This is a genomic window from Paenibacillus phocaeensis (genome assembly GCF_900021165.1).
GTDB classification, from domain to species: domain Bacteria; phylum Bacillota; class Bacilli; order Paenibacillales; family Paenibacillaceae; genus Fontibacillus; species Fontibacillus phocaensis.
The window spans coordinates 1-23,601 of record NZ_FCOQ01000008.1; the positions used below are offsets into that span (position 1 = coordinate 1).

A 23,601-nucleotide genomic window follows, 5' to 3' on the forward strand; every position below is an offset into this window, starting at 1 on the left:
TAAGTTAATCAAGAGCAAGCTCCTAATTAACTCCGCTCGACTTGCATGTATTAGGCACGCCGCCAGCGTTCGTCCTGAGCCAGGATCAAACTCTCCAATAAAGGATGGAAGGAATCTCGAACCCGAAGGCGCCGAGGTCTTCCATCTAAGGTGTTTGACTTGCTCATTTAAACAAACTGACGAGATTTAAAATCTCAGTTTATTACTCACTCGTTGTTCAGTTTTCAAAGATCAACTTCGTTCTTTCGTTCGTCGCTGCGTTTCAGCGGCGACTCAAATAATATAACACGTTGAGAAAAGAATAGCAAGCACTTTTTTATTAAGCATTATTCCAAGGTGACCTGCATCTCTTTCTCAGTGATTCCTCCTAAAACTTCTAGTAGTTTTGGGGACATTTAATATACCACAGATCACTATCCGGGCTCAAGTCCCTTCACCTGGTGAGTTTACAAAAATGCAGAACAGGGGGAGCTACTCTCCCCCTGCCTCGAAGCTTTTATGCGTTAATCCACGGATTCCGCCGTCCATTCGTTTTGCTGGAACGTGCCCGTTTCTTTGGTGCGGCCGTTCCCGTTCCGGATTTGCTTTGCTTTTTCGAGGTTGATGGCGAGTCAAGGCTGCCCGATATTTTTACGTTTTTTTTTGAAGAAGCTGGCGTTTTTGATTGGGGTTCCGTTTTTTGGAGGCCGATCTCTTCCGTCCCCTCACCGGCAACTGCAGCCTGTGCTTCGCGATCAAAATGTCCCTTCATGTTTTCGAGCCCGCCAACCTCACCCTTCAATGGCTCATTCGCAATTGGAGCTTGGTTGATGGCCTGTGAATAGGAGGGATACCCTGGCATCATTGAAACAGAATAAGAAGCCGGCATTACTCCGTTCGGAGACCCGGGGATCGGTCCAGGATGCCCCCAATCCATCGTCTGAGGATAGAATGTGTTGCCATACGATTCCGGGGATCCCCCCTGCGGGAAAGTCCCGTACGGTTGATATCCTGCATTGGGCATACCACCCAAATTAGGCATCTGCGAGATCGGCGCGTTTACGTTCGAAATTCCCGGGTACTCCCCTTCGGTCGGCGATACTGCGGTTGGCTGTTGTGGAATAAAGGTATTGTCGTGATAAGCCGATACGGGTTCAGCTGCAATCGGGTATTGATAAAATGGAGGATAGGCCTCTGGCATCGCATATGGATACGGGGACGGCCCCGAGCATCCGCAAGGCGACGGAGTGTAGCCCATGGCGGGAAGTATAGACGGAGATTGCTGCGTTTGATGGAACTGCGGCATCACATGGCTTGGATAGGAAGGCTGGGCATGCAAGTTTGGCTGTACATTTGGCCCAAAAGCGTAAGGACTGACTCCCGTCGGTTCACCTTTCATTGGCTCATATCCGTAAGGACTGACTCCCGTCGGTTCACCTTTCATTGGCTCATAACCATAGGGGCTGACTCCCGTCGGTTCACCTTTCATCGGCTCATACCCGTAGGGGCTGACTCCCGTCGGTTCGCCTTTCATCGGCTCATACCCGTAGGGGCTGACTCCCATCGGTTCGCCTTTCATCGGCTCATACCCGTAGGGGCTGACTCCCATCGGTTCGCCTTTCATCGGCTCATACCCGTAGGGGCTGACTCCCATCGATTCACCTTTCATCGGCACATTCGCAGCCGGGCTGACGTTCGGCGGTCCGTAATTCGCAGGGGCGAGATTTACCGGTTCATAGTGATAAGGTCCTACCTTCATCGGTTCATGCTTTTGCGGTTCGTAATGAATCGGCTGGAGCTTGGTGGTTTCGTATTGGATTTGCTCCACTTCGACTTTGATCTCCATCGGCACCGTCTTTGGCGGCTCCACGTGCACGGGTTGCTGCTTCGGCGGCTCCGGCTTGACAGGTTCCACTTTCTTCGGTTCTTCCTTAGGTTTCTTCGTTTGAATCGGCTCTACATTCGGCATCTCCACATTCGGTGGCTTCGGCGCAGTCATCTCCGGCTTGACGCCCGTAGGGGCTTTCGTTCCTGTGCCTGCAATAGGTGCCGTGTTTTTCTTGCCGGTTTGTGCCGGCGACAGCCCGGTATTCCCCGCCGACGGATTCTCGCCTCCATCCGCCGGCGCTCCTGAACCCGTGGGAATATTCACGATATCCCCCACCTTCAATTGGTTCGGATCGCTAAGCTGGGGATTGGCCGAGATCAGGGTCTGCAAAGGCAACCCCCAAGCTTTGGACAGCTTCCACAACGTATCCCCCTGCTTGACGACGTGCTTGTAGATGTTGCCCGGTTCGCCGCCGATCGGTACGGCCATGGCCGGAATCTTCACCTTGTCGCCGACGTTCAACTGATCCGGATTCGCGATCTGCGGATTGGCTTCGATCAATTTTTCCAGAGGCACGTTATACTTTTTTGAGAGCTCAAACAAAGTATCGCCACTTTTCACAATATGGATTTTCACGCGATAAAGACCTCCTAGGTTTCTTCTCCGGTACGTGATGATCGCCCGGGGCCCATTTATTACATCCTATGCAGAAGCCCGGTTTTTGACATCCTGGAAAAGAAAAAATCCTATCTCCCTCCAAGATCGAGGAAAATAGGATTCATACTTGCGTCTATCCGATGTTTTACCAAACTTTCAATCCGTCCTGATCCACGATCGCACGGAACTCCTCCAACAGCTTCAGCGTGATCGGGCCGGCATGTCCTTCGCCAATGATACGGCCGTCGACTTCGCGTACGGCGATAACCTCAGCAGCGGTTCCCGTCAGGAACACTTCGTCAGCGACATAAACATCATGCAGCGTAAACGGCTGTTCCTGGATGGAATAGCCTTTTTTGCGGCAAATCTCGATAATCGCCTGACGGGTAATCCCGTCCAAAGCCCCCAAATAACATGGCGGGGTGGTGATCATCCCATTTTTGACGATGAAAATATTGTCGCCCGAGCCTTCGGTCACGTACCCTTGGGCGTTCAACATGATCGCTTCGCCCGCTCCGGACAAGTTCGACTGGATTTTCACCAAAATGTTGTTCAAATAGTTCAGCGATTTAATTTTCGGATTCAAGGCGTCGGGGATGTTACGGCGCGTCGATACCGAAACGGTTTTCAACCCGGTCTTGTAGGCTTCTTCCGAATAGATCGCCAGTTGCTCCACAATAATAATGACCGAGGCCTTCGGACAGCGGTTCGGATCTAAGCCTAAGTTGCCGGCACCGCGGGAAACAATCAGACGGATGTAACCGTTGCGCAGTTCATTGCGGCGGAGCGTCTCGACAAGCGCATCCTCCATTTCCTGATACGTCAGCGGAATGTTCAGCATGATCGATTTAGCCGAATCGTACAGACGGTCCAAATGCTCCTTACATTTAAAGATATTCCCGTTATAAATGCGGATGCCCTCAAAAATACCGTCCCCGTACAAAAAACCATGATCATATACGGAAACTTTTGCTTGATCTTTAGTTACGAATTGTCCATCTAAATAAATCCATTGCTCTGCCATTATTTAGGCACCTCCGCTTTATGTTCTCCAAACGATAGGCTGGGATAACTCCCCAGCACGCGTACTTGACATCCCAACGCCTCGATCTCTCCAATCGCTGAGCTAAGCAGCACCGCGTCAATGGATTCAAGCACATCCATAATAAAATAGTAATTGCCGAGCCGTTTCTTGGTGGGGCGCGACTCGATGCGCGACAAGTTCAGTTTGCGCCACGCAAACGCCGACAATACCTGATGCAAAGCCCCCGGGAAATCCTCCGGCAGCGTCACCAGCAGGCTCGTTTTGCGCTGGGAAGCCGGGATCGCCGGGTCAAGCGGCGAAGGGCCGATCAGAACAAACCGTGTGTAGTTGTTGTCGTGGTCCGTCACTTGGCGAGCCAAGACATCCAACCCGTGCTGCTTGGCGCCGAGGGCCGTGCCGATCGCGGTCCAGCCTTGTCCCGGATTCTTCTTCACCCATTCTACCGCTTCCGAAGTGCTGCCCGTATGCTCCAATTCCGCCTTCGGCATACGCGTGCGGATAAATTGGAGGCATTGGGCCATCGCGACCGGATGGGACAATACCTTCGTCACTTTGGCGTAATCGAGTTCTCCCGGTTGGTCCGCCGATTGAAACTCCTCCCGCTTGCCGATTAAATTCTGGATGGACGGGTACACCCATTCCATCTGCATCGGAATATCCACCTCATGAACTAGCCAATCCATATGCAGGCTGACGGAGCCTTCGATCGTATTCTCCATCGGGATCACGCTGTAATCGCTGTGGCCGCTGGCCGTAGCCAGAAACACATCGGAAATCTGCTTGAAATGGAGCAACTCTACCGGCTCGTCACCGAACAGGTGCAGCGCCGCTTCATGGGATACCGAGCCTTCCGGCAACAATGCTATTCGTTTCATCTTTATGCTATTCACTCCCCAGCTTCATCCAACCTTCTCGTGTGCTCCAAATCCGTTAAGCCTGAATGGAATCCAAAAATGAACCTTCATTCTCCATAGTAAGCTCCACAGCCCCCGTTGTGCAAGGTTGCAGCCGCATCGTTTGTGCAGGAATGCCTTGCTCCCCCAGCACCTCCAACAAGAATGCCTCAAGCCGATCGTTCGCTCCCTGGCGGCGATCCGTCAGGCAGAGCAGCGTCGGCCCGGCCCCGCTTAAGGCGGCGCCTAACGCTCCGTGAGCCGTCGCTTCCTCCAGGATCCGCGTCATGCCCGGCACAAGCGAAGCCCGGTAGGGCTGATGCAGCCGATCGCGCATGGCGGCCGGGATCAAGTCCAGCCGCCCGGCGGCCAGCGCCGCCGTGAGCAGGGATGCGCGGCTGACGTTGTACACCGCATCCTGCAAGCTAATCTGCTTGGGCAGCGCCTCGCGCGCCTTCGACGTAGACAGCTGAAAGTCGGGGATCGCCACAAGCACCTCCAGGTCCGCCGGCGGCTCAATGCGGAGGACATCCGCATGCAGTCCGTCCCAGACGGCGGAGATAATTCCGCCGAACAGGGAAGCGCCAACGTTGTCGGGATGCTTCTCCAGCGCCGTGGCCATGTCGAACAGCTTCGCCTGGCTCAAGGGCGAGCCGATCAGCAGATTGGCGGCAAACAGCGCCCCGACGATCGCCGAAGCGCTGCTGCCTAGCCCCCGGGTCAGCGGAATCTCCGATTTCATCGAGATTTCCAGCTCCGGCAAGGTCACGCCGGCTTCTTCAAACACCGATTGCGCGACTTGGTACACCAGATTGCTTTTATCAAGCGGCAGCCCTTCCAAGTTCCCGCCGTGCAGGCGGAAAACCGTGGAAGCGGCCGGTTTCATTTCAATCCAGCAATAGAGATTCAGCGCCATGCCGAGGGTGTCGAAGCCGGGCCCTAAATTCGCCGTGCTTGCCGGTACCTTAACCCGAACCCCTTCCCGGCGAATCATGCCCGCGCTCCTTGCAGCTTAGCGATCGCATCCAGTACCGCTTCTTCCGTGTCTTGCACGACGAGCGGCTCGCCGCCAATACTCTTGATGGCGATGTTCGGGTCCTTCAGACCGTGCCCGGTCAATACGCAGACGACCGACTCGCCGCCTTTGAAATAGCCTTCACGATGCAATTTATATACACCGGCGATGGAAGCAGCCGAAGCCGGCTCCGCAAAAATACCTTCCTTCGCAGCGATAGTGCGATACGCGTCAAGGATCTCCTCGTCCGTGACATAGTTGATCTGCCCGCCAGACTCCTCCGCTGCCGCGACGGCCGTCTTCCAACTGGCCGGATTCCCGATTCGAATCGCGGTCGCAATCGTCTCCGGCTCCAGGATGGGCTCGCCTTTCACAATCGCCATCGCGCCTTCGGCTTCAAACCCGACCATCCGCGGAAGGGAAGCTGATTTGCCGCGCTCGTGATACTCCTTGAAGCCTTTCCAATAAGCCGAGATATTGCCGGCATTGCCGACCGGAATAGCCAACACATCAGGCGCCTTACCCAACTGATCGCAGACCTCGAACGCCGCCGTTTTCTGGCCCTCGATGCGGTACGGGTTCACCGAATTCACCAGCGTGATCGGATGTTTGGCGGTAATGTCGCGCACGATTTCAAGCGCGCGGTCGAAGTTCCCTTCGATGGCGATCACCTTCGCGCCGTAGATCATCGCCTGGGCCAGCTTGCCGAGGGCGATGTTGTTGTTCGGAATCAGCACGATGCAGTCGATCCCTGCCCGGGCGGCATATGCCGCTGCTGCCGCTGAAGTATTCCCTGTGGAAGCGCACATGATCGTCCGGCTGCCTTCCTCGACCGCTTTGGCGACGGCCATAACCATCCCGCGGTCCTTAAACGAACCGGTGGGATTTAACCCTTCATATTTGAAATACAGGTCCAGGCCCAGCTCCTTCGACAGGTTCTCTGCGCGAACCAGCGGGGTATTTCCTTCCTGCAGCGTCAGTTTCGGCGTCTTATCGTTGACCGGCAAATATTCCTTGTACGTTTCCAGCAATCCGAGATATCTCATGCAAAAATGACTCCTTTTATCTGATTTAGGTTTTATCCCTCTACGCGGTACACGCTTTTGATGCGATGAATGACGTCCAGCGATTCGAAATGGGCCAGGACCTTGTTCATGCTGGCTTTGCTGGCGTTGTGCGTCACGATCATGATCTCTGCGCCGTCCAGGCTGGTGTTCGGTGACTGCACAACCGATTCCAGGCTGACCTCGTATTCGGCGAATACCTGGGTGATTTGGGCCAGAACACCGGCTTTATCATCGACGTGAAGCAACAGGAAGTTTTTGAAGGCGATTTGTTCATCCGTCTTCAGCTTCTTCGGCTTATAGGGAACGATCGCCTTCAAGCCGTTGACGCCAAGCTTGAGGTTCTTGACCACGGCGACCAGGTCCGCGACTACGGAGGTTGCCGTTGGCATCTCCCCGGCGCCCGCACCATAGAACATCGTCTCGCCAACCGCTTCCCCGTGCACGTACACCGCGTTGTAAACGCCGTTAACGGCCGCGATCGGGTGTGTCTTCTTCACCATCGTCGGCTGTACCGTAATGCTGAATTCGTCATCCTGCCGTTCGGCGATGCCGAGCAGCTTCATCTCGTATCCGAGGCGCTTGGCATATAAAATATCTTCCCTCGATACCGAAGAAATCCCTCGGACATGCACATCGGCCAGCTCTACGTTCGTGCGGAAGCCCAAGGTCCCAAGAATGGTCATCTTGCGGGCCGCATCCAGTCCCTCTACGTCGGAGGTCGGGTCGGACTCCGCATAACCCAACTGCTGCGCTTCCTTCAGCACATCCTCGTAGGAGGCGCCTTCCTGGCTCATTTTGCTCAAAATATAATTGGTCGTTCCGTTGACGATCCCCATGATTTTCATAATCCGGTCGGAAGAGAAGCCTTCAATCAATGTGCGGATGATCGGAATCCCGCCGGCCACACTGGCTTCGTAAAATACGTCGCATTGATGCTCCATCGCCTTGTCCAGAATCTCCGAGCCGTACAACGCCATCAAGTCCTTGTTGGCGGTCACGATATGCTTGCCGCGCTCGAGCGCCTCCAAGATATAGGCTTTGGTCTGATCCACACCGCCCATCACTTCCACGATGACGTCGATCTCCGGATCGCGGATCACCGACCAGGGATCCTCCGTCAGCTTGCGCGGATCAACCTCGATGCTGCGCGGTTTGGCTAACGTCTTAACGGCGATTTTCTCGATGACGATCGGTGACCCAACCTGACTGCTGAGATCCTCCTGATGTCCTTCCAAGATTCGGACGACGCCGGTCCCTACCGTGCCGAGTCCGAGCAGTCCTACCTTCACAGGCTTCACAGCCGTCCCCTCCTGTTATCCAATAGCGGGTGTTCCCGTTTGGCTTCTTCTCTTATCCTTGCCCAACGATCTGAGTTCTTCTGACCCCCGGGATGCCTTGCAGCGAGTTCAGTATTTCATCCAGCTCCTCGGTTAATCGCGAGGTTTCTACAGAGATCACCACATTGGCTTTGCCCTGCAGCGGAATGCTCTGATTAATCGTCAGGACGTTGCCGCCGGAACCGGCGATCAGCGCGAGCACCTTCGACAAAATTCCCGACCGATGCTCCAGATCAAAGGAGATGGTCACAATGCTTTCCCGTTCGATTTGATTTAATTGATGAATGCCGTCCTTGTATTTATAAAAAGCGCTGCGGCTCAACCCCACCTGAGCAACGGCCTCGTGAACCGTCTTCGCGTCGCCGGAGGCAAGCAGCTGCTTCACCTGCAAGGTCTTAACTACCGCTTCAGGCAAAATATCTTCACGAACCAAATAGTAGTGTTCCTTCACGAACGTCCTCTCCTTAGAGACTCTTGTTTTCGTATAGTGGACATTATAACGGAAATGCGGCAGGGTGGCAATGTTTTTTTGTCCCGCTCGATAGAAAAAAAAGCACCCGAAAGGTGCTCTTTTCCCTTAATAGTAATAGCTGCTGCCTTCCACGAATTCAAACTCGAAGTCTCCGATGCGAACCGGTGTGCCGTCCGTGGCGCCCCGCTTGCGCAGCTCCTCGTCGACGCCCATATGCCGCAGCGTGCGGGCAAGCTTCAGAATCGCATCATGGGAATTCAACTGCATTCGTTTCATCATCCGCTCGATTTTCACACTTTCCACCACAAACGTCTCATTTTCGCGGCGGATCGTAAAGCCTTCGTCCTCCGTGTTGTCCAATTTGAAAATTTTGCGCTCTGTCAGCTCGGTCACTTCTTCGATGGCCGGCGCTTCCGGGATTTGCTCCAGCAAATCGGATACCCGGTACAACAGCTCCTGAATGCCCTGACGGGTTAACGAGGATATCGGCATGATTTCCAGATCTCCGCGCACCTTGGCGACCTCCTCGCGGAATTTCTCCAAATGCTCCGCCGCTTCGGGCATATCCATCTTATTGGCCGCTACGATCTGCGGGCGTTTCTCCAGATCCGCATTGTATTGCCGCAACTCATCGTTGATCTTCTGCCAATCGTCAAACGGATCCCGACCTTCCGAACCGGCCATATCGACGACATGAACGATCAACCGTGTCCGCTCCACGTGCCGCAAGAACTCATGCCCCAGGCCAACGCCTTCATGAGCGCCTTCAATCAGTCCGGGCAGATCGGCCATCACGAAGCTGCGCCCGTCGCCCACATCAACAACCCCAAGATTTGGGGTGATGGTCGTGAAATGATAGGCGCCAATTTTCGGCTTGGCTGCCGATACGACCGACAGCAACGTCGATTTCCCAACGCTCGGGAACCCGACCAGTCCAACATCGGCCATGACCTTCAGCTCCAGCACAACCCAGCGCTCCTGGCCTTCTTCCCCATGTTCTGCTAACTCGGGCGCCGGGTTGTTAGGCGTGGCGAACCGGATGTTGCCCCGCCCTCCGCGACCGCCGCGGGCCACAACAATCTGCTGTCCGTGACGCGTCAAATCGGCGAGCACCTCCTGGGTGTCATCGTCAATCACAACGGTTCCCGGGGGAACTCGCACGATCATATTCTCCGCATTCGCCCCATGCTGGCTTTTGTTCCGGCCCTTCTCCCCGCGCTGCGCCTTGAAATGCCGCTGGTAGCGGAAGTCCATCAGCGTTCTCAGGCCCTCGTCGACGCGGAAGATCACGTCGCCGCCTTTACCGCCGTCGCCGCCGGCCGGGCCGCCCTCAGGCACGTACTTCTCCCGGCGAAAGGCCACGAGCCCGTCTCCGCCGTCGCCTCCCTTAACGTAAATTTTCGCTTTATCTACAAACATGCGTTCACCTCGTTTATTTTTCCGCAAGGCACCCGAAGTCGCAGCGAACCGCTCTCCGCGTCGCCCCGGTCCGCTCGTACCCGAATTCCCGTAATCCCTTCATCGATATGCCGGGCGAGTGCCTCCGGATTCCCTACGGAACCAACCTGCTCAAATCGTACCAGCACTTCGCTGTCTTCGCGGCACATCGACATTTTTAATTGCAACGTCTCTCCCCAGGAAGAACGTCCGTTAAACTGAAACACCCGTACCGTCTCAACGATGGCTTGCGTCAGTTCTTCCGCCTCTTCCAACGTAAGCAAGCTGTCCAGCTGCAGTTCATCTTCAATCTCAACCTCCAGCTGTATCGACCTGTTCACCTCACGGAACGATTGCAGATAGAAGACCAATGCGGGAATGCCAAGCCTGGCAATCTTGCTCTCTACGGCCATTCTTGCTTTTATTCTTTCCACGCAATCGGCCAGTTTATCAATTTTCCGCAGTTGGATATATCCGTACAAGATCTGCAGATCGTTCATCCAATCGTGGCGATGATGGCCCAGCGTGGCGGTGGCTGTGCGTTGGACCGATTCCAGCAAGTGCTTCCGCTCGGTTTCGGCCGTCTTCCGAAGATGCCGAACATAACCCCAAAACAACGCGAAAAGAGCTCCGCACAGCAGAACCTGTCCGATCGGCGATTTCAGGAAATAAGCAAGTGTCAGGCTAACGGCCGCCAGCAGCACGAACATTGCCCTCACCATGAACCGATGTTTCATATTTTCCCCGTTCCTCTAACAAATTGGGCGGACCCAAGCTCCCACCCTGGCATCATTACCCAGTATAACATACCCAACCCAAGTTCGCTCTCGTTAAATATGTAAAAAAAAGACAAGCCCTGACACTAACGTGCCAGGGCTCTTGCTTATACACTCTTAAGCTTCGACTGTAGCCGCTACAGGAGCGGTTTCCACAGGGTAGACGCTCACTTTTTTGCGATCGCGACCCCAACGTTCGAATTTCACAACGCCGTCCACTTTGGCAAACAGCGTGTCGTCCGAACCGATGCCTACGTTCGTGCCTGGGTGAATTTTCGTTCCGCGTTGACGAACGAGAATGCTTCCGCCCGTTACAACTTGACCGTCAGCCCGCTTTACGCCAAGGCGCTTCGCGATGCTGTCGCGTCCGTTCTTCGTGGAGCCTACGCCCTTCTTGGAAGCGAATAACTGGAGATCCAATTTCAACATTGTAGTCTACCTCCTTCTTCAAATAATGACGTCCTGTATCTGAATATACTTCCCGTATGATTCTTCGATACTCTTCAGCATAACGACAAGCGAGGCAAGCAGCAATTGCGCTTGTTCTTCGGCTTCCGCCCGGGTCACAGCAGGAAGATTCGCGCTGAGAAAGCCGTTCTTCATCCTGGAGTCCATCACAATGCCCGTCAACGCTTCGATCGAATTGACCGTTCCTACGGTCACGGTCGATACGCCCGCACAGACGATGTCCTCACCAGCCTTGGCATAACCCGCATGGCCTTCCACCTCAAAACCTGCGATGCCGTTATCCTTCCGACGCAATATGGAGACGATAATCAAATTATCGCACCTTCTTACGCTTGGATTTTCTCGATCGTTACTTTCGTGTAAGGTTGACGATGACCTTGCTTCTTGTGGTAGTTCTTCTTCGGTTTGTATTTGTATACGATCACTTTTTGGCCTTTGCCGTGCTTCTCGACTTTCGCCGTTACACTAGCGCCGGATACCAATGGAGCTCCCGTTACCAATCCATCACCTTTCGATACTGCCAACACACGGTCGAACGTTACGCTTGCACCGTCTTCTGCGTTCAATTTCTCGATGTAAAGCACATCGCCTTCTTGAACACGGTATTGTTTACCGCCGGTTTCGATAATTGCGTACATTTGCTTGCACCTCCTCATGTCTCAGACTCGCCTGATTCAGGTGCCGGTAGACGCCAAGGTCCAACGGACTTGTCAACCCGATCGGAGCGGTTGCAGCATGTGCACAAGCTAACTTATGACACATACCCTAATATACTATCATGGGCCCTGCAAAAAATCAACTGATTACCGTGTTCTCTTCCCGCATTCTTTTTCGTGTCATTTCCAGCAATCCAAGCTTGGTCCAGCCCAAGATATGATGCTGCGTCCGATCGCCGGACATCGCCTGCTCCAGCCGTTCGCAGACGGCGGATCGGTGCTCGTCGCTGGCCATGTCGATGAAATCGACGATAATAATGCCGCCGGTGTCCCGCAGCCGGATCAACCGAGCCATCTCTTGCGCAGCCTCCAGATTCGTGCGAAATACCGTGTCCTCCAGGCTGTCTCCCCCGGTGAACTTGCCGGTATTCACATCGATAACCGTCAGCGCCTCTGTCGTATCCCACACCAGATAGCCGCCGCCCGGCAGCCAGATTTTCCGCTGAAAATCCTTCTCCAGCTGCGGCTTTACATCATAATGATCAAACAAAGGCACGGCGCCCTCATGTACGATGATACGCGGGTTCTCTCCCGGCAGCATCGCCTGCAGGAAGGCAAGCGCCTCCTCAGCCTGTTCTGGACCATCCATAATCAGCTCGTCCGTTTCCGGGCTGTACACGTCCCGCATCAGTCGCTGGATCATGCTCAGGTCCTGGTGCAATACAACCGGCGCCGCAGCAAATTTCGCCTTCTCCAGAATGGCGGCCCACTGCCTTCGCAGCAGCTCGAGATCTTCCGCGATCGCTTCGCCGTCCTCTTCTTCGGCGACCGTCCGCAAGATCAGCCCTTCCTCTTCACTGCGCAGTTCCTCTCCAAGCTGCTTCAGGCGGTATTTCTCCTCCTCCCGCCCGATCTTCTTGGAAACGGCAACATAACCGGCCGTCGGCATGTAAACAATCCAGCGTCCCGGCAAGGAGTAGTGGGTCGTCACCCGCGCTCCTTTATTTCCGATCGCTTCCTTTACAACCTGCACAACAAGCTCTTGGCCTGGCTTCAGAAGCTCGGCGATCGACGGCTTCTGCTTCGGCTGCTTCTCCAAATGGGGGTGCAACACGTCGTCGATATAAAGAAAAGCGTTCTTTTTTTGTCCGATATCCACAAAGGCGGCCTGCATGCCCGGAATGACATTGACCACCTTGCCTTTAATAAAACTGCCAACCAGTCCTCTGCTCTGTGAACGCTCTGCCGCATACTCCACCAGTTTGCCGTTTTCCAGAAGCGCGATCTCGGTAGAGCCGGGTCCGCAGTGAACAATCATCCTCTTCATGATCTCACCCTTCATACGTTCGTCATTCCATGATCATGAACTCGCATTATCAAGTAACATGCCCGTTCCATTATATCACGACTTTTGCGCTTCAAGCCCCGGAACTCCCCTGTAAGAAAGAGGAAATCACCCGCTGTTCCGGCACGACCGCCACAATGTTCCCCTGGTGGTTCATCACATAAACGAAATGGTATTTTTCTCTTTTAAATAGACGCAAAATATGATCCAAAGGTTTCGTTTTCTCGGCAATGATCGGCAGGGCTAAGGAGCCATTAAGCAGATGTCTGGAGAAGCTGCGGTCCCGGTTCACCAGAAAACGCAAAAAACGATAGGGAATGTTCCGATAATCCATCAGGTTGGAATAGAACAGAAACAGGCCGATCATCAGCAGGTTTAACTGCATTCCCCCGAGCCCGAGCAGCAGCGGCAAGCAGGAATAACCGAGAAGCATGAGGCTGAACAGCAGACTGATGCGATAAGACCAAGTCAGCGTGGCGTAATAAGGCAAGGCCAAACTGCATATCGCCTGTGAAATTTTCCCGCCGTCGAGCGGCAGAATGGGGAGCAGGTTAAATAAGGCAATGAGCAGGTTGCTCTGGATAAAATAGTCCAAAAACGGCCCGTCCCATAATCCGGCAGCATGGAGCAGCAGCGAAGCGCCGATCAGTAGAACGTTCTGCAGCGGCCCCGCCAAAGCGATGGCGATTTCCCTTCCGGCCGTCAGATCCCCTGCGTCCTCCATGACCGCTACCCCGCCGAAGGGAAGCATTTGCACGGACAGGACCTTAATGCCGTACATGCGGGCGGCGAACACATGGCCCATTTCATGAATGAATACGATCGCGAACAAGGCTAGCAGCTCCAGAAAGTGACCGGTCAGCACCGACATCAGCATGATGATAACAAAGAAAGGGTGGAAGGAAATCGCGATGCCGCGCCATTTAATCAAACGGAATCACATCCGCCGGATCGATATACCGGTCATCTTTTTTCATCGCAAAATAAAGCGTAGGCAAGGGCGATTGCGTTCGCGGCGGAAGGCTGCCCAGAACATCGCCTCCTTCCAGCCAGTCCCCTTTTTCGACGGAAATCTGCTCCAAATGTCCATACACCGAGACGTAACCGCCAGCGTGTTGGACCGTAACGGTCTGGCCGGTGACGGCATCCCGAGCGATGCGAAGCACCCGTCCGGTTTCAATGGCTTTCACCTGCGAGCTTCCCGCATCGGGGATAATTTCCACCCCCTTCAAGCTGAGCGCAAAAGGGCTGGCCAAACTTCCGGAAATCGGTGGAGAGAAGCCGGCCGCCCCTCCGACCCGGAGGCCCTGATCTTCCTTCGTTTGGAATATCGGAATAAACGACGGGGCCCCGCCGAAATAACGCTCATACCAAGCCTGGGCGGCCTGAAAATCCATCTCCACGGTCAGCGACTTGGCTATAAAGGCACGGATCGGCGTTGACCAGGAAGGCTCATAGCGATTGATCCCCCAGATTGCCGCAAATAGAAGCGCGCTGATGACCAGTCGGACGAACATCGCAGACCAGAACGTAGACCGTCTCTTCGGCCCGGGAACGCCGGGTTCTTCATTCCGGCTTCCATAGGCGTTCCCGTAGGGATCTTCCCAGCGGCCTTGTCCGCGTTTCCACAACAGCTCGGGGTCGGGTTCGGATAAGGTGATGTCCGCACGTTCTCCCTTCACCTTCCGTCCCGCTTGATCCCTGTGCGGAATCGCCGCATGGCCTGGTACCGATTCCCATCCATGTTCCGTCCGCCGCGGCCCCGGGCCCGCAGCATCTTCCAGGGTCAACTGGCGGATCCGCTCGGCTCTCCGTTTCTTGACATTTGATTTCACGTCCATTTTCTCATCCCTCCGGTCCGATCCACGGTTTGTCCTTGGCTTGTACTTCATACTTATGAACCAGAAGGATGGAATATGAACAAGCTCCTGCCGCGAACGGCTTCGGCTCAGTCTAAACATTGTCCACGCATGACTCAACCACTCCCGAGCTCTTGAAGAAAATAGCGGTGATTTTTCACCTCTATTGGTTGGACAACGCCTTCCGCAACGCCGACCAAAAAAACCGATGCCCTCCGGCACCGGTTAATCCTATTCCACCTTATATTTCTCCTGATGCAGCTTGATGCTGAACACCAGTCCGATACATACCATATTGATCAGGAGCGAGGTTCCCCCGTAGCTGATGAACGGGAGCGTAATCCCGGTGATCGGCATCAGGCCGATCATCATCCCGACGTTCTCGAAGATTTGAAACAGGAACATCGCCACGATCCCGACGATGATGTAAGCTCCCCGTTTATCAATGCAATGCAGCGCGATTAAGATCATCCTATAGATAAATAAGAAATAGAGCAGCAGCAGCACCGAAGCCCCAATGAACCCAAACTCCTCGCCAACGACAACAAAGATCGAGTCCGAATACGGATAAGGCACGAATTTCTTATTCTTCAACTCGCCTTTCATGTAGCCGTCGCCGAGCAGTCCCCCGGAGCCGATCGCGATCTTGGCGTAGTTCGATTGGTGTTTGTCGTCACTCGAAGCTTGATCCGGGTTGATAAACGTATTGATCCGCTGATACCAATGCAGCTTCTGATGTTTCCCTAAGTAGTCCTGAATCTGCGTATTATAGGTGTTAAACAACGTGACGAACAGGATCAATGCCGCCACCGCAGCGGTCAATGCAATCAGAACATGGCTGTACCGGGCATTGCCGATCCAGAGCATGCCAACCAGTACCACCAAATAAATGATCGCATTTCCCAAGTCCGGTTGAATCAGTACCAAAAAAAACGGCAGCAGCGTCACCAGCGTAATCGGGATGATGTCGCGCCGGAATTGAAGCGGTTGGCCCATTCTTTTGCCTAGGAGATATCCCGTTGTCAGGATCAGGATCACTTTGACCAGTTCAGCCGGCTGAAATTGCAGCCCGCCGATCCGGAACCAGCTGCGCGCCCCGTTGATTTCGGGGGCAAACAGGTACACCAGTACCAGCAGCACGCAGCCTGCCCCGTAAGCAAACCAGCTGTAACGAAGCAGGGTACGATAGTCCACGATAGCCATGCCGAACACAACCACAAACCCCAGCAAATAAAATAGGATCGTCTTGACATCATACCCCTGGAATTCCGTCTCATAGGGAGCGATGGCACTGTGCACCAGGAGGGTACTGAACAGCATAAACAAAGCGAGGATCCCTACCATCAGCCAGTCCACTTTTCTAAGTTTGAAGAACAACGGTTATCCACCCATTCCAAAAAACTTCTTGAAGCGCGTAAATACGCCCTTCTTCTGATCCAGCAGCATCAGCGGCACGGTATCCCCCAAGATCCGCCGCGCAATGTTGCGGTAGGCGATCGCTGCCGAAGACTCGGGATTCATCACCGTCGGTTCACCGCTGTTGGCCGCTTTGATGACCTGTTCGTCGTCCGGCACAATCCCGATCAGATCGATGTTCAAGACCTGCAGGATCCCTTCGATATCCAGCATATCCCCGGCCTTCATCATGTTGATCTTGATCCGGTTCACAACCAGCTTCGGCGAATCGATATGCGAGTTCTCCAACAGGCCGATAATCCGGTCCGCATCACGTACGGCGGCATGCTCCGGCGTCGTAACGACGATCGCCTGGTCAGCTCCGGCAATGGCGTTCTTGAAACCTTGCTCGATCCCAGCCGGGCAGTCGATAATGACGAATTCAAACTCCTTCTTCAGCTCCAGGATGATGTCCTTGACCTGCTCTGGCGATATCGCGTTTTTGTCTTTCGTCTGCGCGGCCGGCAGCATATACAGCTCATCGAACCGTTTATCCTTCACCAGCGCTTGATTCAAACGGCAGCGGCCTTCGGCAACATCAATCAAATCATAAATGATTCGATTCTCGAGCCCCATGACCACATCCAAATTTCGCAAACCGATATCCGTATCCACTAAACAGACTTTTTTCCCCAGCAGCGCAAGCGCCGTTCCGATATTGGCCGAGGTGGTCGTTTTGCCGACCCCGCCTTTGCCGGACGTAATTACGATAGCTTGTCCCATGATTCACACCCCTTTAAACACGTTAAGGTCCGGTCTTACCCGGGTCATATGAATGATTTTGTCGATCTGCATCTTTCCTTCCCGTAGAAAAGCGAACTCCATGCTCGTTTCCCGGTTCTCCCATTCATCCGGAGGCCGGCTGATCGTTTCCGCTATTCGCAGCTGCGTTGGAGACAGATACGAGGCCGCAATAATCGAATTCTCGTTCCCCTCAAACCCCGCATGGGCGATGCCCCGCAGTGCACCAAGAATGAGAATATCGCCGGTACAGCGAATCGTTCCCCCGGGATTCACGTCCCCGATAAAGAGCAGATTGCCTTCATGATGCAGCACCTGCCCCGAGCGGACAATCCCCGCCATCGTTGTTAGCGACCCGGGCGCATCCGCGCGTACGATTTCCGGCATCTCGAAGGAGCGGACAAGTAGATTGCCTTTTTGCTTCAATATATCAAGAATCATTTCTTTCTGATCCTCGGTGACGAGCCGCATCCCGAGCTTCACGTCGACGTGGATGATCGGCCCGGTCAAAATATGTTGATGGCTAAACTCCAATTTATACTTCAATTCCTCCAGAAGACTCGAAAAGTCGCACTTGTCGTCCAGCAGGAAAACCAGGCCATCTTTTACGCCTTTAATCGTCACGTGGTTGGATTTCACTGTCATTAGCCTGTCCCTCCCCCCTAATCAATTCGCGCCGGAGCGGGAAAGTTCCTGCTTCCGGCAAGCAAAATAAGCGGGAAGTCAAGCATTCTCCTCGGGAGAGCGACGGCGGGTGATCCTTTCGAGCTGTCGCCGCAGCGGCACGTAAATCGCCAGGGCAAATACGAACTGGACGAACACGTTCGGGATAATGTGATTTTTCAACGCCCATGTATACGGCTGATGAATCAATTCAAACAGTGAATAGGTGCCGAACAGAATCGAATCCAGCAGCAGGCTGCCGAGCAGCACGACGATCATCATCAGCGGCAGAGGTGCCCGCTGGTTGCGGGACAGGAGCCCGAGCAGATAACCGGACAATCCCATGGCGAAGGAATAGGTTCCAATCAGTGCGCCGTAAAAAACGATATCGTGCAGCATCCCAAACACCAGGCCAAGGATAAGCCCTGTGTGCCGATTCTCATAAACGGAGAAATACAGAATAACTACGTAAACCAAATGCGGAGCGATCCGCGACTGCCAAGCCGATGGAACCAGCCAGGGAACCAGCGTCCCCTCCAGAATGAACAACAGGAACATCAGCAGGAACAGAATTATTTTGCGTCTGTTCACTCGCCATCACCTTCCGGGGTAAACACGATAAATAGTTCCTTCCAGTCGGTAAAGTTAGCGGCCGGTTCCACTGTAGCGGTATACGTCAATCCGTATTCGCCAACCTGGATCTCTTTCACGGTGCCGATCACCATTCCGCGAGGGAAAACACCGCCGATTCCGGAAGAAACGATCAGATCCCCCGCCTTCAACGGCGTGGCGTCTTCGATGCGCGTCATGAGGAACATCCCCTGCTCGCGATCAAACGTCTCGATCATGCCGAAAACGTCGTTCTCCTTCCCCTGGGCCGTAACAGCGATGCCGTTGGAGTTCGGGTCCTTGGCGTCCATTGAGGTAGCGAGCCGGACGGTAGACGTAAAGTTGCTGACATGGCTGATCACGCCAACCAAACCTTTTTCGGAAGAGACTGCCATCCCCTCCTTGACGCCTTCCCGTGCCCCAAGGTTGACGACGATCGTGCGATTGACGGGGTCATCATTGACGCTGACCACTTGGGCGATCTTCCAGGTGTAATCGTAGATCCTTTTCTGGGCTTCCGTAAAATCAAGCTTATCCTGCAACCGTGCATTTTCTTGAGCGATCCAGTTATAAGTCGCCTTGTCCCGAGTATAGTGCGCCAGCGCGATCTTGAGCTGTTCGTTCTCCTCCTGCAGCGCGCGGAGGTTCGAAATATCTTCAAACAAGCCCGCTACATAGCTAGCGGGCTTGTAAAACACGTATTGCACGAAGCCAACCGTGTCCTTGATGAATTTCTCCGGCCAGGACAAGTTGGTTCTTGGCCCCAGCGTAAACCCCATCACCGCAATAAACAAAATAAGTCCCATCAACAAAATAAATAATCTTTTGTTGCCAAGCAGCTTAAACAGTTTTCGCACCCTCCAACCATACATTTTTCTTGGAAAAACGGCTTAGGCCGTCCATTTCAGGACGGCGCCGCTTTAATATCAGGGGTGCCTTCTCCCGCGCGAAATTATCGTCTGGAACGAAGGGCTGAACTACTTTTCGATTTGAATAAATGAATATTATCCAAGGCCCGGCCTGTGCCGATCGCCACGCAATCCAGCGGATTCTCCGCCACGATGACCGGCATCCCGGTTTCGCTGGCCAGCAGCTTATCCAGGTTGCGCAGCAACGCGCCGCCGCCGGTCAACACGATTCCCCGGTCCATAATATCCGCGGCCAACTCCGGCGGACATTTCTCCAAGGTCACCTTCACGGCGTCAACGATAGCGCCGACCGTATCGCTTAACGCATCGGAAATTTCGTCGGAGGTAATCGTAATCGTCTTCGGCAGCCCCGTCACGAGATCGCGTCCGCGGATTTCCATCGTTTCGACCTTCTCGAGCGCAAGCGCGGAGCCGATATCCATTTTGAGCTGCTCGGAAGTTCTCTCGCCGATCATCAGATTATATTGGCGTTTGATGTATTGAATGATCGCCTCATCCATTTCGTCGCCCGCCACACGGACGGATTTGCTGGTGACGATCCCGCCAAGGGAGATGACCGCAACTTCCGTCGTCCCGCCGCCGATGTCTACGACCATACTGCCGGTCGGTTCCCAGACGGGCAGATCTGCGCCAATCGCTGCGGCGAAGGGCTCCTCGATCGTATAAGCTTCACGTGCGCCCGCTTGCTTCGTCGCGTCTTCCACGGCCCGCTGCTCAACGGCCGTAATCCCCGACGGAACGCAAACCATTACGTTCGGGTGGCGCTGAAACAGCGAACGCTGCTTTTGTGCCTGACTGATGAAGTATTTAATCATCGTTGCTGTGGTATCGAAATCCGCGATCACGCCGTCCTTCATCGGACGAATCGCCCGGATGTTGCCGGGAGTTCTCCCGATCATTTTCTTGGCGGATTCGCCGACGGCCACAATGTTCTTTGTATCGGTATGAATCGCTACGACCGAGGGTTCGCGGACGATAATGCCCTTGCCTCTCGTGTATACCAGCGTATTTGCCGTTCCTAAGTCAATTCCCAAGTCTTTTGTAAAGCCACCTAACATGCTGCTTCTTCCTTTCCTTCTGTATCTAACCCATTATATTAGAGGTTGTTCAAAAAGTCATCTTCCGATCACGAAGTTTCATCAGTGAAGCGAATGCGGCGGCGAATCTTGAATTCAGCCGGAGCTTCCGTTGCTCACGTAGATCCGTCTACGCTCCGCTACTCACCCCCTAGCTTCATCCAATCTTCTTGGTGCTCGAAACCTGACTTGTTGAACCTTCATTGAAACGGTTGTTCAAAAAGTCATCTTCCGATCACGAAGTTTCATCAGTGAAGCGAATGCGGCGGCGAATCTTGAATTCAGCCGGGGCTACATCAAATCCCGCTCCTTCAAGCTGACGAACTTTCCATCCCCGATGACGATATGATCGAGCACGTCGATGCCTACGATATCCCCCGCTTCGCACAGCCTTCGCGTCATCCGGATGTCCTCCGGACTTGGCGTGGGATCGCCGCTCGGATGATTGTGGGCACACACGACGGAAGCGCTGCTGCATTTGATCGCGGCGCGGAACACCTCGCGCGGATGAACGATCGAGGCGTTCAGGCTCCCGATGGAAAGGGTCTCCTGGGCTATAATATGATTCTTCGTATTCAAAAAAAGACAAACAAAATGCTCCTTCTGCAAATACCGCATTTGTTCCATCAACAGTTCGGCCGCATCCTGAGGACTGCGGATGATGCCTTGCTCCGGCAGCCGTGTCTTGGCCAGCCGCTGCCCCAGCTCGATCCCCGCCTTCAGTTGGATCGCTTTGGCCGGGCCGATGCCTCTTAGCTTGATCATTTCGTCCAGGCTGACATCAACCAGCCCGCGAAGACCACCCAAGCCCGCGAGCAGCCGCTGCGCCATATGAACCGCTGACTCCTGGCGCGTACCCGTGCGAAGCAGAATGGCCAGCAACTCGGCGTGGCTGAGCGCACCTGCTCCATATTTGATCATTCGTTCCCTTGGCCGCTCCTCAGAGGGAAGATCGCGCAGCATATAGGGAGTCTGTTCCATCGTTATCCCCCGCTTCCGAATAATATTAGGGCCGTGTCCGGAGCTTCCGGCCGACCGTCCTAAGTTCGGAAGGATATGCTTTATCACTTCCCAATGTGATGAACTGCCATCGCTAGCAGGCCTTGCATCCCGTCTAGAGCACCTGAATATCGAAATCGCTCAGGATGTCCACGAGCAGCGACAAAGGCAAGCCTACGACAGTAAAATAACAGCCCTCGATCCCGGTTACAATCGTAGCGCCCAGTCCCTGGATCGCATACGCCCCGGCCTTATCCAACCCTTCACCACTGCGGGCATAGGCCTGGATTTGGGCTTCGGACAACGCCTTCATCGTGACGATGGTCGCCCGGTAATCTACATGGCGTCGGCCGGTTAAGGCGTCTACGCAAGCCACGCCGGTATACACCTTGTGCTCTCGTCCTTGCAGGCTGCGCAGCATGTCCGCCGCCTCTTGCACATCCCGCGGTTTGCCCAAGACATCGCCGTCTCGGACTACGATGGTATCGCTCCCGACAATCACCGCATTGCGGTCTGCTGCCGGATCCAGCCCACGGTGTACAGCATCCGCCTTGCGCCCGGCAAGCTCCATCACGATTTGCTCCGGCGATAATGACGCTTCGTAAGACTCGTCCGAATGGCTGGGTACCACCTCAAACGGAACCGCCAGAGATGCGATTAATTCACGCCTGCGAGGTGAAGTCGAGGCTAGGATAATCCGGCGCAAATGTGCGGTATCCAATGCGGAACTCTCCTTTGTAAAAGACGATTTCATGTCCTGAATGGTTACTAGCCTAGATTAGTAAAAAATGGATAGGAATTCGACAGCGGATTGCTGTCATCCCCGCCATTTTTTGACACTAACCTATTATAAGATTATTATGGCCCCGGGCGCAAACACAAAAAAGACAGGGGGAACTTTTACCAGTCCCCTGCCCTGCTTTACTTCGAAGAGTCTGATTCTCAGGCTCCGGTATCAACCAGCGACTGCTCTGCCATGATGAACCGCATCATCTCGTTTTGGACTTCCCAGAGCAGCGTTTTTGCGCCGCTTTTTTGGAATTCGCCCATCGCCTCGACCGCCCCGTTGATCGCTTTCTCCATTTCGCCGGCCAGCGGCGCTCCCGCCGATGACCATTTCCCGCGAATGGCCGAAGCGCTTTCCGTCCAAGCCTGATGTTTGGCGCCCAACTGTTCCAGTTCCGCATGTTGCTGCGGCTGCGCTTCAGTGAGCAGTGCTGCAGATGCGGTGCTAAGCAGACGAACCAGCTCCGCGCTTTGCGCCATAAATCCCTCTAAGGCCTCTGGCTCCCCGGCAAATTCAACGTTGGCTTCTTCCGGGAAGGAGATCTCATGCAAGATGAGGTTAACGCCCGCGGCCTTGAGTTGGCCGCTCAACAGTTTTGACTGTTCGCGGTCCGGCGAGACCCCTGCGTACACCCGTTTCTCATCGACGGTATCCCGGGCGGCGGCAATGCCCGAGGCCTGCAGCTCCTCCTGCGCCAACTGCACGCCTTGCGCCGTGCTGAACACGCCATATTGCAGGAAATAATACGTTTGCTCCGGCAGCGCAACACGGATGAGCGGGAGGTTCTCTTCCGGTTCGGTTACCGCCTCTTCAATCTCACCCATGGCCGGCAGGCTTGCCGCTTCTCCGCTGTCGGCTTGCTGCGCCCCGCCGATCCCCGGAAGAGGGAGTTTGACTTCCTGATTAAATAAGGAAAGCACGACGAATCCGAACAGTGCGCCCGTAACAATGGCTCCGGTCAAGGAGCCGGCGACCTTCCACCACGAGGTTCGGTGCGGGCGGGAATAGTGGGGCGGAGTTTCCTCCAAATATTCGGTTTGCCACGGGTCTTTGCCGTAGATTTCCTCCCAGTCGTCGGCAGCAGGGCCGGCATCTTCCGCAGTAGGGTTCAAATCTCGATCCGCCGGGTAAATCTCTAGCGCATCCGGTTTCCGATGGTTGCGGTCCATCCCGCCCGGGAATACGGTCAGTCCCATTCCCGTGTGATCCGTAAAAGGATCGCCCCATTCCTCCAACGTTTCGACCGCTCGATATCGGGTTGTCGTCTCCCGTCTGGGCGTCTTATCGATTTCCTGCGGCAGCTCCGGTTGGATTTCCCGGCCTTCCCCGTCAAACCGGAATGTCATTTTCGCTTTGTTCACGGTCCGCACGCTCCTTGTCCATTCTTCTACCCTATCCATATGAGCGCGAACCGCCTGATATGCCAAGCCTGCAGGTCAGCAAGCAAAGTTCATGAAGCAACGGCAAAAACGGCCCTCCCGGGTACCAATACCCGGAAAAGACCGCTT

At 54.4% G+C, this 23,601-nt stretch carries 24 protein-coding genes, 1 rRNA gene and 1 other annotated feature; all 25 genes read right to left on the reverse strand.

Going from position 1 to position 23,601, the window contains the following annotated elements; all coding sequences use genetic code 11:
- A 16S ribosomal RNA gene (locus tag BN3795_RS02005) occupies nucleotides 1–101 on the reverse strand; the annotation flags it as partial.
- Nucleotides 102–496: 395 nt separating this feature from the next.
- On the reverse strand, nucleotides 497–2,443 hold the full coding sequence (locus tag BN3795_RS02010) for a LysM peptidoglycan-binding domain-containing protein (protein WP_068783089.1): 1,947 nt from the start codon (nucleotides 2,441–2,443) through the stop codon (nucleotides 497–499).
- Nucleotides 2,444–2,609: 166 nt separating this feature from the next.
- Nucleotides 2,610–3,488, reverse strand: a complete 879-nt coding sequence (gene ilvE, locus BN3795_RS02015; RefSeq protein WP_068783090.1) for a branched-chain-amino-acid transaminase — start codon at nucleotides 3,486–3,488, stop codon at nucleotides 2,610–2,612.
- On the reverse strand, nucleotides 3,488–4,384 hold the full coding sequence (gene pheA, locus BN3795_RS02020) for a prephenate dehydratase (protein WP_068783091.1): 897 nt from the start codon (nucleotides 4,382–4,384) through the stop codon (nucleotides 3,488–3,490). Before pheA ends, ilvE begins: the two co-directional genes overlap by 1 nt.
- 55 nt (nucleotides 4,385–4,439) lie before the next feature.
- Nucleotides 4,440–5,396, reverse strand: a complete 957-nt coding sequence (gene thrB, locus BN3795_RS02025; RefSeq protein WP_068783092.1) for a homoserine kinase — start codon at nucleotides 5,394–5,396, stop codon at nucleotides 4,440–4,442.
- Nucleotides 5,393–6,463: a threonine synthase gene (thrC, locus tag BN3795_RS02030; RefSeq protein WP_068783093.1), complete on the reverse strand. Its 1,071-nt coding sequence runs from the start codon at nucleotides 6,461–6,463 to the stop codon at nucleotides 5,393–5,395. Before thrC ends, thrB begins: the two co-directional genes overlap by 4 nt.
- A 32-nt stretch (nucleotides 6,464–6,495) precedes the next feature.
- The gene (locus BN3795_RS02035) at nucleotides 6,496–7,782 is read right to left on the reverse strand and encodes a homoserine dehydrogenase (protein WP_068783094.1); all 1,287 of its coding nucleotides are present in this window, start codon (nucleotides 7,780–7,782) and stop codon (nucleotides 6,496–6,498) included.
- A 52-nt stretch (nucleotides 7,783–7,834) separates the two neighbouring features.
- Nucleotides 7,835–8,272 carry an ACT domain-containing protein gene (locus BN3795_RS02040; protein ID WP_068783095.1) on the reverse strand — a complete coding sequence of 146 codons (438 nt, stop codon included), beginning with the start codon at nucleotides 8,270–8,272 and terminating at the stop codon, nucleotides 7,835–7,837.
- 126 nt (nucleotides 8,273–8,398) lie between these two features.
- Nucleotides 8,399–9,712 carry a GTPase ObgE gene (gene obgE, locus BN3795_RS02045; protein WP_068783096.1) on the reverse strand — a complete coding sequence of 438 codons (1,314 nt, stop codon included), beginning with the start codon at nucleotides 9,710–9,712 and terminating at the stop codon, nucleotides 8,399–8,401.
- Nucleotides 9,703–10,467, reverse strand: coding sequence for a Spo0B domain-containing protein (locus tag BN3795_RS02050; RefSeq protein ID WP_068783097.1), 765 nt, complete (start codon nucleotides 10,465–10,467; stop codon nucleotides 9,703–9,705). Before BN3795_RS02050 ends, obgE begins: the two co-directional genes overlap by 10 nt.
- Before the next feature lie 156 nt (nucleotides 10,468–10,623).
- Complete coding sequence (gene rpmA / locus BN3795_RS02055) at nucleotides 10,624–10,935, reverse strand: 50S ribosomal protein L27 (RefSeq protein ID WP_036620517.1); 312 nt, start codon at nucleotides 10,933–10,935, stop codon at nucleotides 10,624–10,626.
- An 18-nt stretch (nucleotides 10,936–10,953) separates the two neighbouring features.
- Nucleotides 10,954–11,286, reverse strand: a complete 333-nt coding sequence (locus tag BN3795_RS02060) for a ribosomal-processing cysteine protease Prp (protein WP_068783098.1) — start codon at nucleotides 11,284–11,286, stop codon at nucleotides 10,954–10,956.
- Nucleotides 11,287–11,300: 14 nt separating this feature from the next.
- Complete coding sequence (gene rplU, locus BN3795_RS02065) at nucleotides 11,301–11,612, reverse strand: 50S ribosomal protein L21 (RefSeq protein ID WP_068783099.1); 312 nt, start codon at nucleotides 11,610–11,612, stop codon at nucleotides 11,301–11,303.
- Between the two features lie 13 nt (nucleotides 11,613–11,625).
- Nucleotides 11,626–11,714, reverse strand: a sequence feature (ribosomal protein L21 leader region).
- A gap of 55 nt (nucleotides 11,715–11,769) precedes the next feature.
- Nucleotides 11,770–12,957: an Rne/Rng family ribonuclease gene (locus tag BN3795_RS02070; RefSeq protein WP_068783265.1), complete on the reverse strand. Its 1,188-nt coding sequence runs from the start codon at nucleotides 12,955–12,957 to the stop codon at nucleotides 11,770–11,772.
- Nucleotides 12,958–13,048: 91 nt separating this feature from the next.
- Nucleotides 13,049–13,906, reverse strand: a complete 858-nt coding sequence (locus BN3795_RS02075; protein ID WP_068783100.1) for a M50 family metallopeptidase — start codon at nucleotides 13,904–13,906, stop codon at nucleotides 13,049–13,051.
- Nucleotides 13,899–14,816, reverse strand: a complete 918-nt coding sequence (locus BN3795_RS02080) for a M23 family metallopeptidase (RefSeq protein WP_068783101.1) — start codon at nucleotides 14,814–14,816, stop codon at nucleotides 13,899–13,901. The genes BN3795_RS02075 and BN3795_RS02080 overlap by 8 nt, the downstream gene beginning before the upstream one ends.
- Before the next feature lie 249 nt (nucleotides 14,817–15,065).
- Complete coding sequence (locus BN3795_RS02085) at nucleotides 15,066–16,211, reverse strand: FtsW/RodA/SpoVE family cell cycle protein (protein WP_110944949.1); 1,146 nt, start codon at nucleotides 16,209–16,211, stop codon at nucleotides 15,066–15,068.
- Between the two features lie 3 nt (nucleotides 16,212–16,214).
- Nucleotides 16,215–17,012 carry a septum site-determining protein MinD gene (gene minD / locus BN3795_RS02090; protein ID WP_068783102.1) on the reverse strand — a complete coding sequence of 266 codons (798 nt, stop codon included), beginning with the start codon at nucleotides 17,010–17,012 and terminating at the stop codon, nucleotides 16,215–16,217.
- A 3-nt stretch (nucleotides 17,013–17,015) separates the two neighbouring features.
- Nucleotides 17,016–17,675 (reverse strand): septum site-determining protein MinC, encoded by a 660-nt coding sequence (minC, locus tag BN3795_RS02095; RefSeq protein ID WP_068783103.1) that lies wholly within the window; start codon nucleotides 17,673–17,675, stop codon nucleotides 17,016–17,018.
- Nucleotides 17,676–17,753: 78 nt separating this feature from the next.
- Nucleotides 17,754–18,284, reverse strand: coding sequence for a rod shape-determining protein MreD (mreD, locus tag BN3795_RS02100; protein WP_110944950.1), 531 nt, complete (start codon nucleotides 18,282–18,284; stop codon nucleotides 17,754–17,756).
- Nucleotides 18,281–19,159, reverse strand: coding sequence for a rod shape-determining protein MreC (mreC, locus tag BN3795_RS02105; RefSeq protein WP_068783104.1), 879 nt, complete (start codon nucleotides 19,157–19,159; stop codon nucleotides 18,281–18,283). The genes mreD and mreC overlap by 4 nt, the downstream gene beginning before the upstream one ends.
- Before the next feature lie 95 nt (nucleotides 19,160–19,254).
- Nucleotides 19,255–20,289 carry a rod shape-determining protein gene (locus BN3795_RS02110; RefSeq protein ID WP_068783105.1) on the reverse strand — a complete coding sequence of 345 codons (1,035 nt, stop codon included), beginning with the start codon at nucleotides 20,287–20,289 and terminating at the stop codon, nucleotides 19,255–19,257.
- 309 nt (nucleotides 20,290–20,598) lie between these two features.
- A complete protein-coding gene (gene radC / locus BN3795_RS02115) occupies nucleotides 20,599–21,288 on the reverse strand; it encodes a RadC family protein (protein ID WP_068783106.1) in 690 nt (229 codons plus the stop codon).
- A gap of 133 nt (nucleotides 21,289–21,421) precedes the next feature.
- Entirely contained in the window at nucleotides 21,422–22,027 is a 606-nt protein-coding gene (locus BN3795_RS02120; RefSeq protein WP_232729831.1) for a Maf family protein, read from the reverse strand.
- 221 nt (nucleotides 22,028–22,248) lie between these two features.
- On the reverse strand, nucleotides 22,249–23,454 hold the full coding sequence (locus BN3795_RS02125) for an SPOR domain-containing protein (RefSeq protein ID WP_232729832.1): 1,206 nt from the start codon (nucleotides 23,452–23,454) through the stop codon (nucleotides 22,249–22,251).
- Nucleotides 23,455–23,601: the final 147 nt, after the last annotated feature.

Coding starts and splice junctions, on each gene's coding strand:
- obgE (WP_068783096.1), bottom strand. CDS start 9,712: ATGTTTGTAGATAAAGCGAAAATTTACGTTAAGGGAGGCGACGGCGGA.
- BN3795_RS02070 (WP_068783265.1), bottom strand. CDS start 12,957: ATGAAGAGGATGATTGTTCACTGCGGACCCGGCTCTACCGAGATCGCG.
- BN3795_RS02080 (WP_068783101.1), bottom strand. CDS start 14,816: ATGGACGTGAAATCAAATGTCAAGAAACGGAGAGCCGAGCGGATCCGC.
- rpmA (WP_036620517.1), bottom strand. CDS start 10,935: ATGTTGAAATTGGATCTCCAGTTATTCGCTTCCAAGAAGGGCGTAGGC.
- minC (WP_068783103.1), bottom strand. CDS start 17,675: ATGACAGTGAAATCCAACCACGTGACGATTAAAGGCGTAAAAGATGGC.
- radC (WP_068783106.1), bottom strand. CDS start 21,288: ATGGAACAGACTCCCTATATGCTGCGCGATCTTCCCTCTGAGGAGCGG.
- rplU (WP_068783099.1), bottom strand. CDS start 11,612: ATGTACGCAATTATCGAAACCGGCGGTAAACAATACCGTGTTCAAGAA.
- thrC (WP_068783093.1), bottom strand. CDS start 6,463: ATGAGATATCTCGGATTGCTGGAAACGTACAAGGAATATTTGCCGGTC.
- ilvE (WP_068783090.1), bottom strand. CDS start 3,488: ATGGCAGAGCAATGGATTTATTTAGATGGACAATTCGTAACTAAAGAT.
- BN3795_RS02110 (WP_068783105.1), bottom strand. CDS start 20,289: ATGTTAGGTGGCTTTACAAAAGACTTGGGAATTGACTTAGGAACGGCA.
- pheA (WP_068783091.1), bottom strand. CDS start 4,384: ATGAAACGAATAGCATTGTTGCCGGAAGGCTCGGTATCCCATGAAGCG.
- thrB (WP_068783092.1), bottom strand. CDS start 5,396: ATGATTCGCCGGGAAGGGGTTCGGGTTAAGGTACCGGCAAGCACGGCG.
- BN3795_RS02050 (WP_068783097.1), bottom strand. CDS start 10,467: ATGAAACATCGGTTCATGGTGAGGGCAATGTTCGTGCTGCTGGCGGCC.
- minD (WP_068783102.1), bottom strand. CDS start 17,012: ATGGGACAAGCTATCGTAATTACGTCCGGCAAAGGCGGGGTCGGCAAA.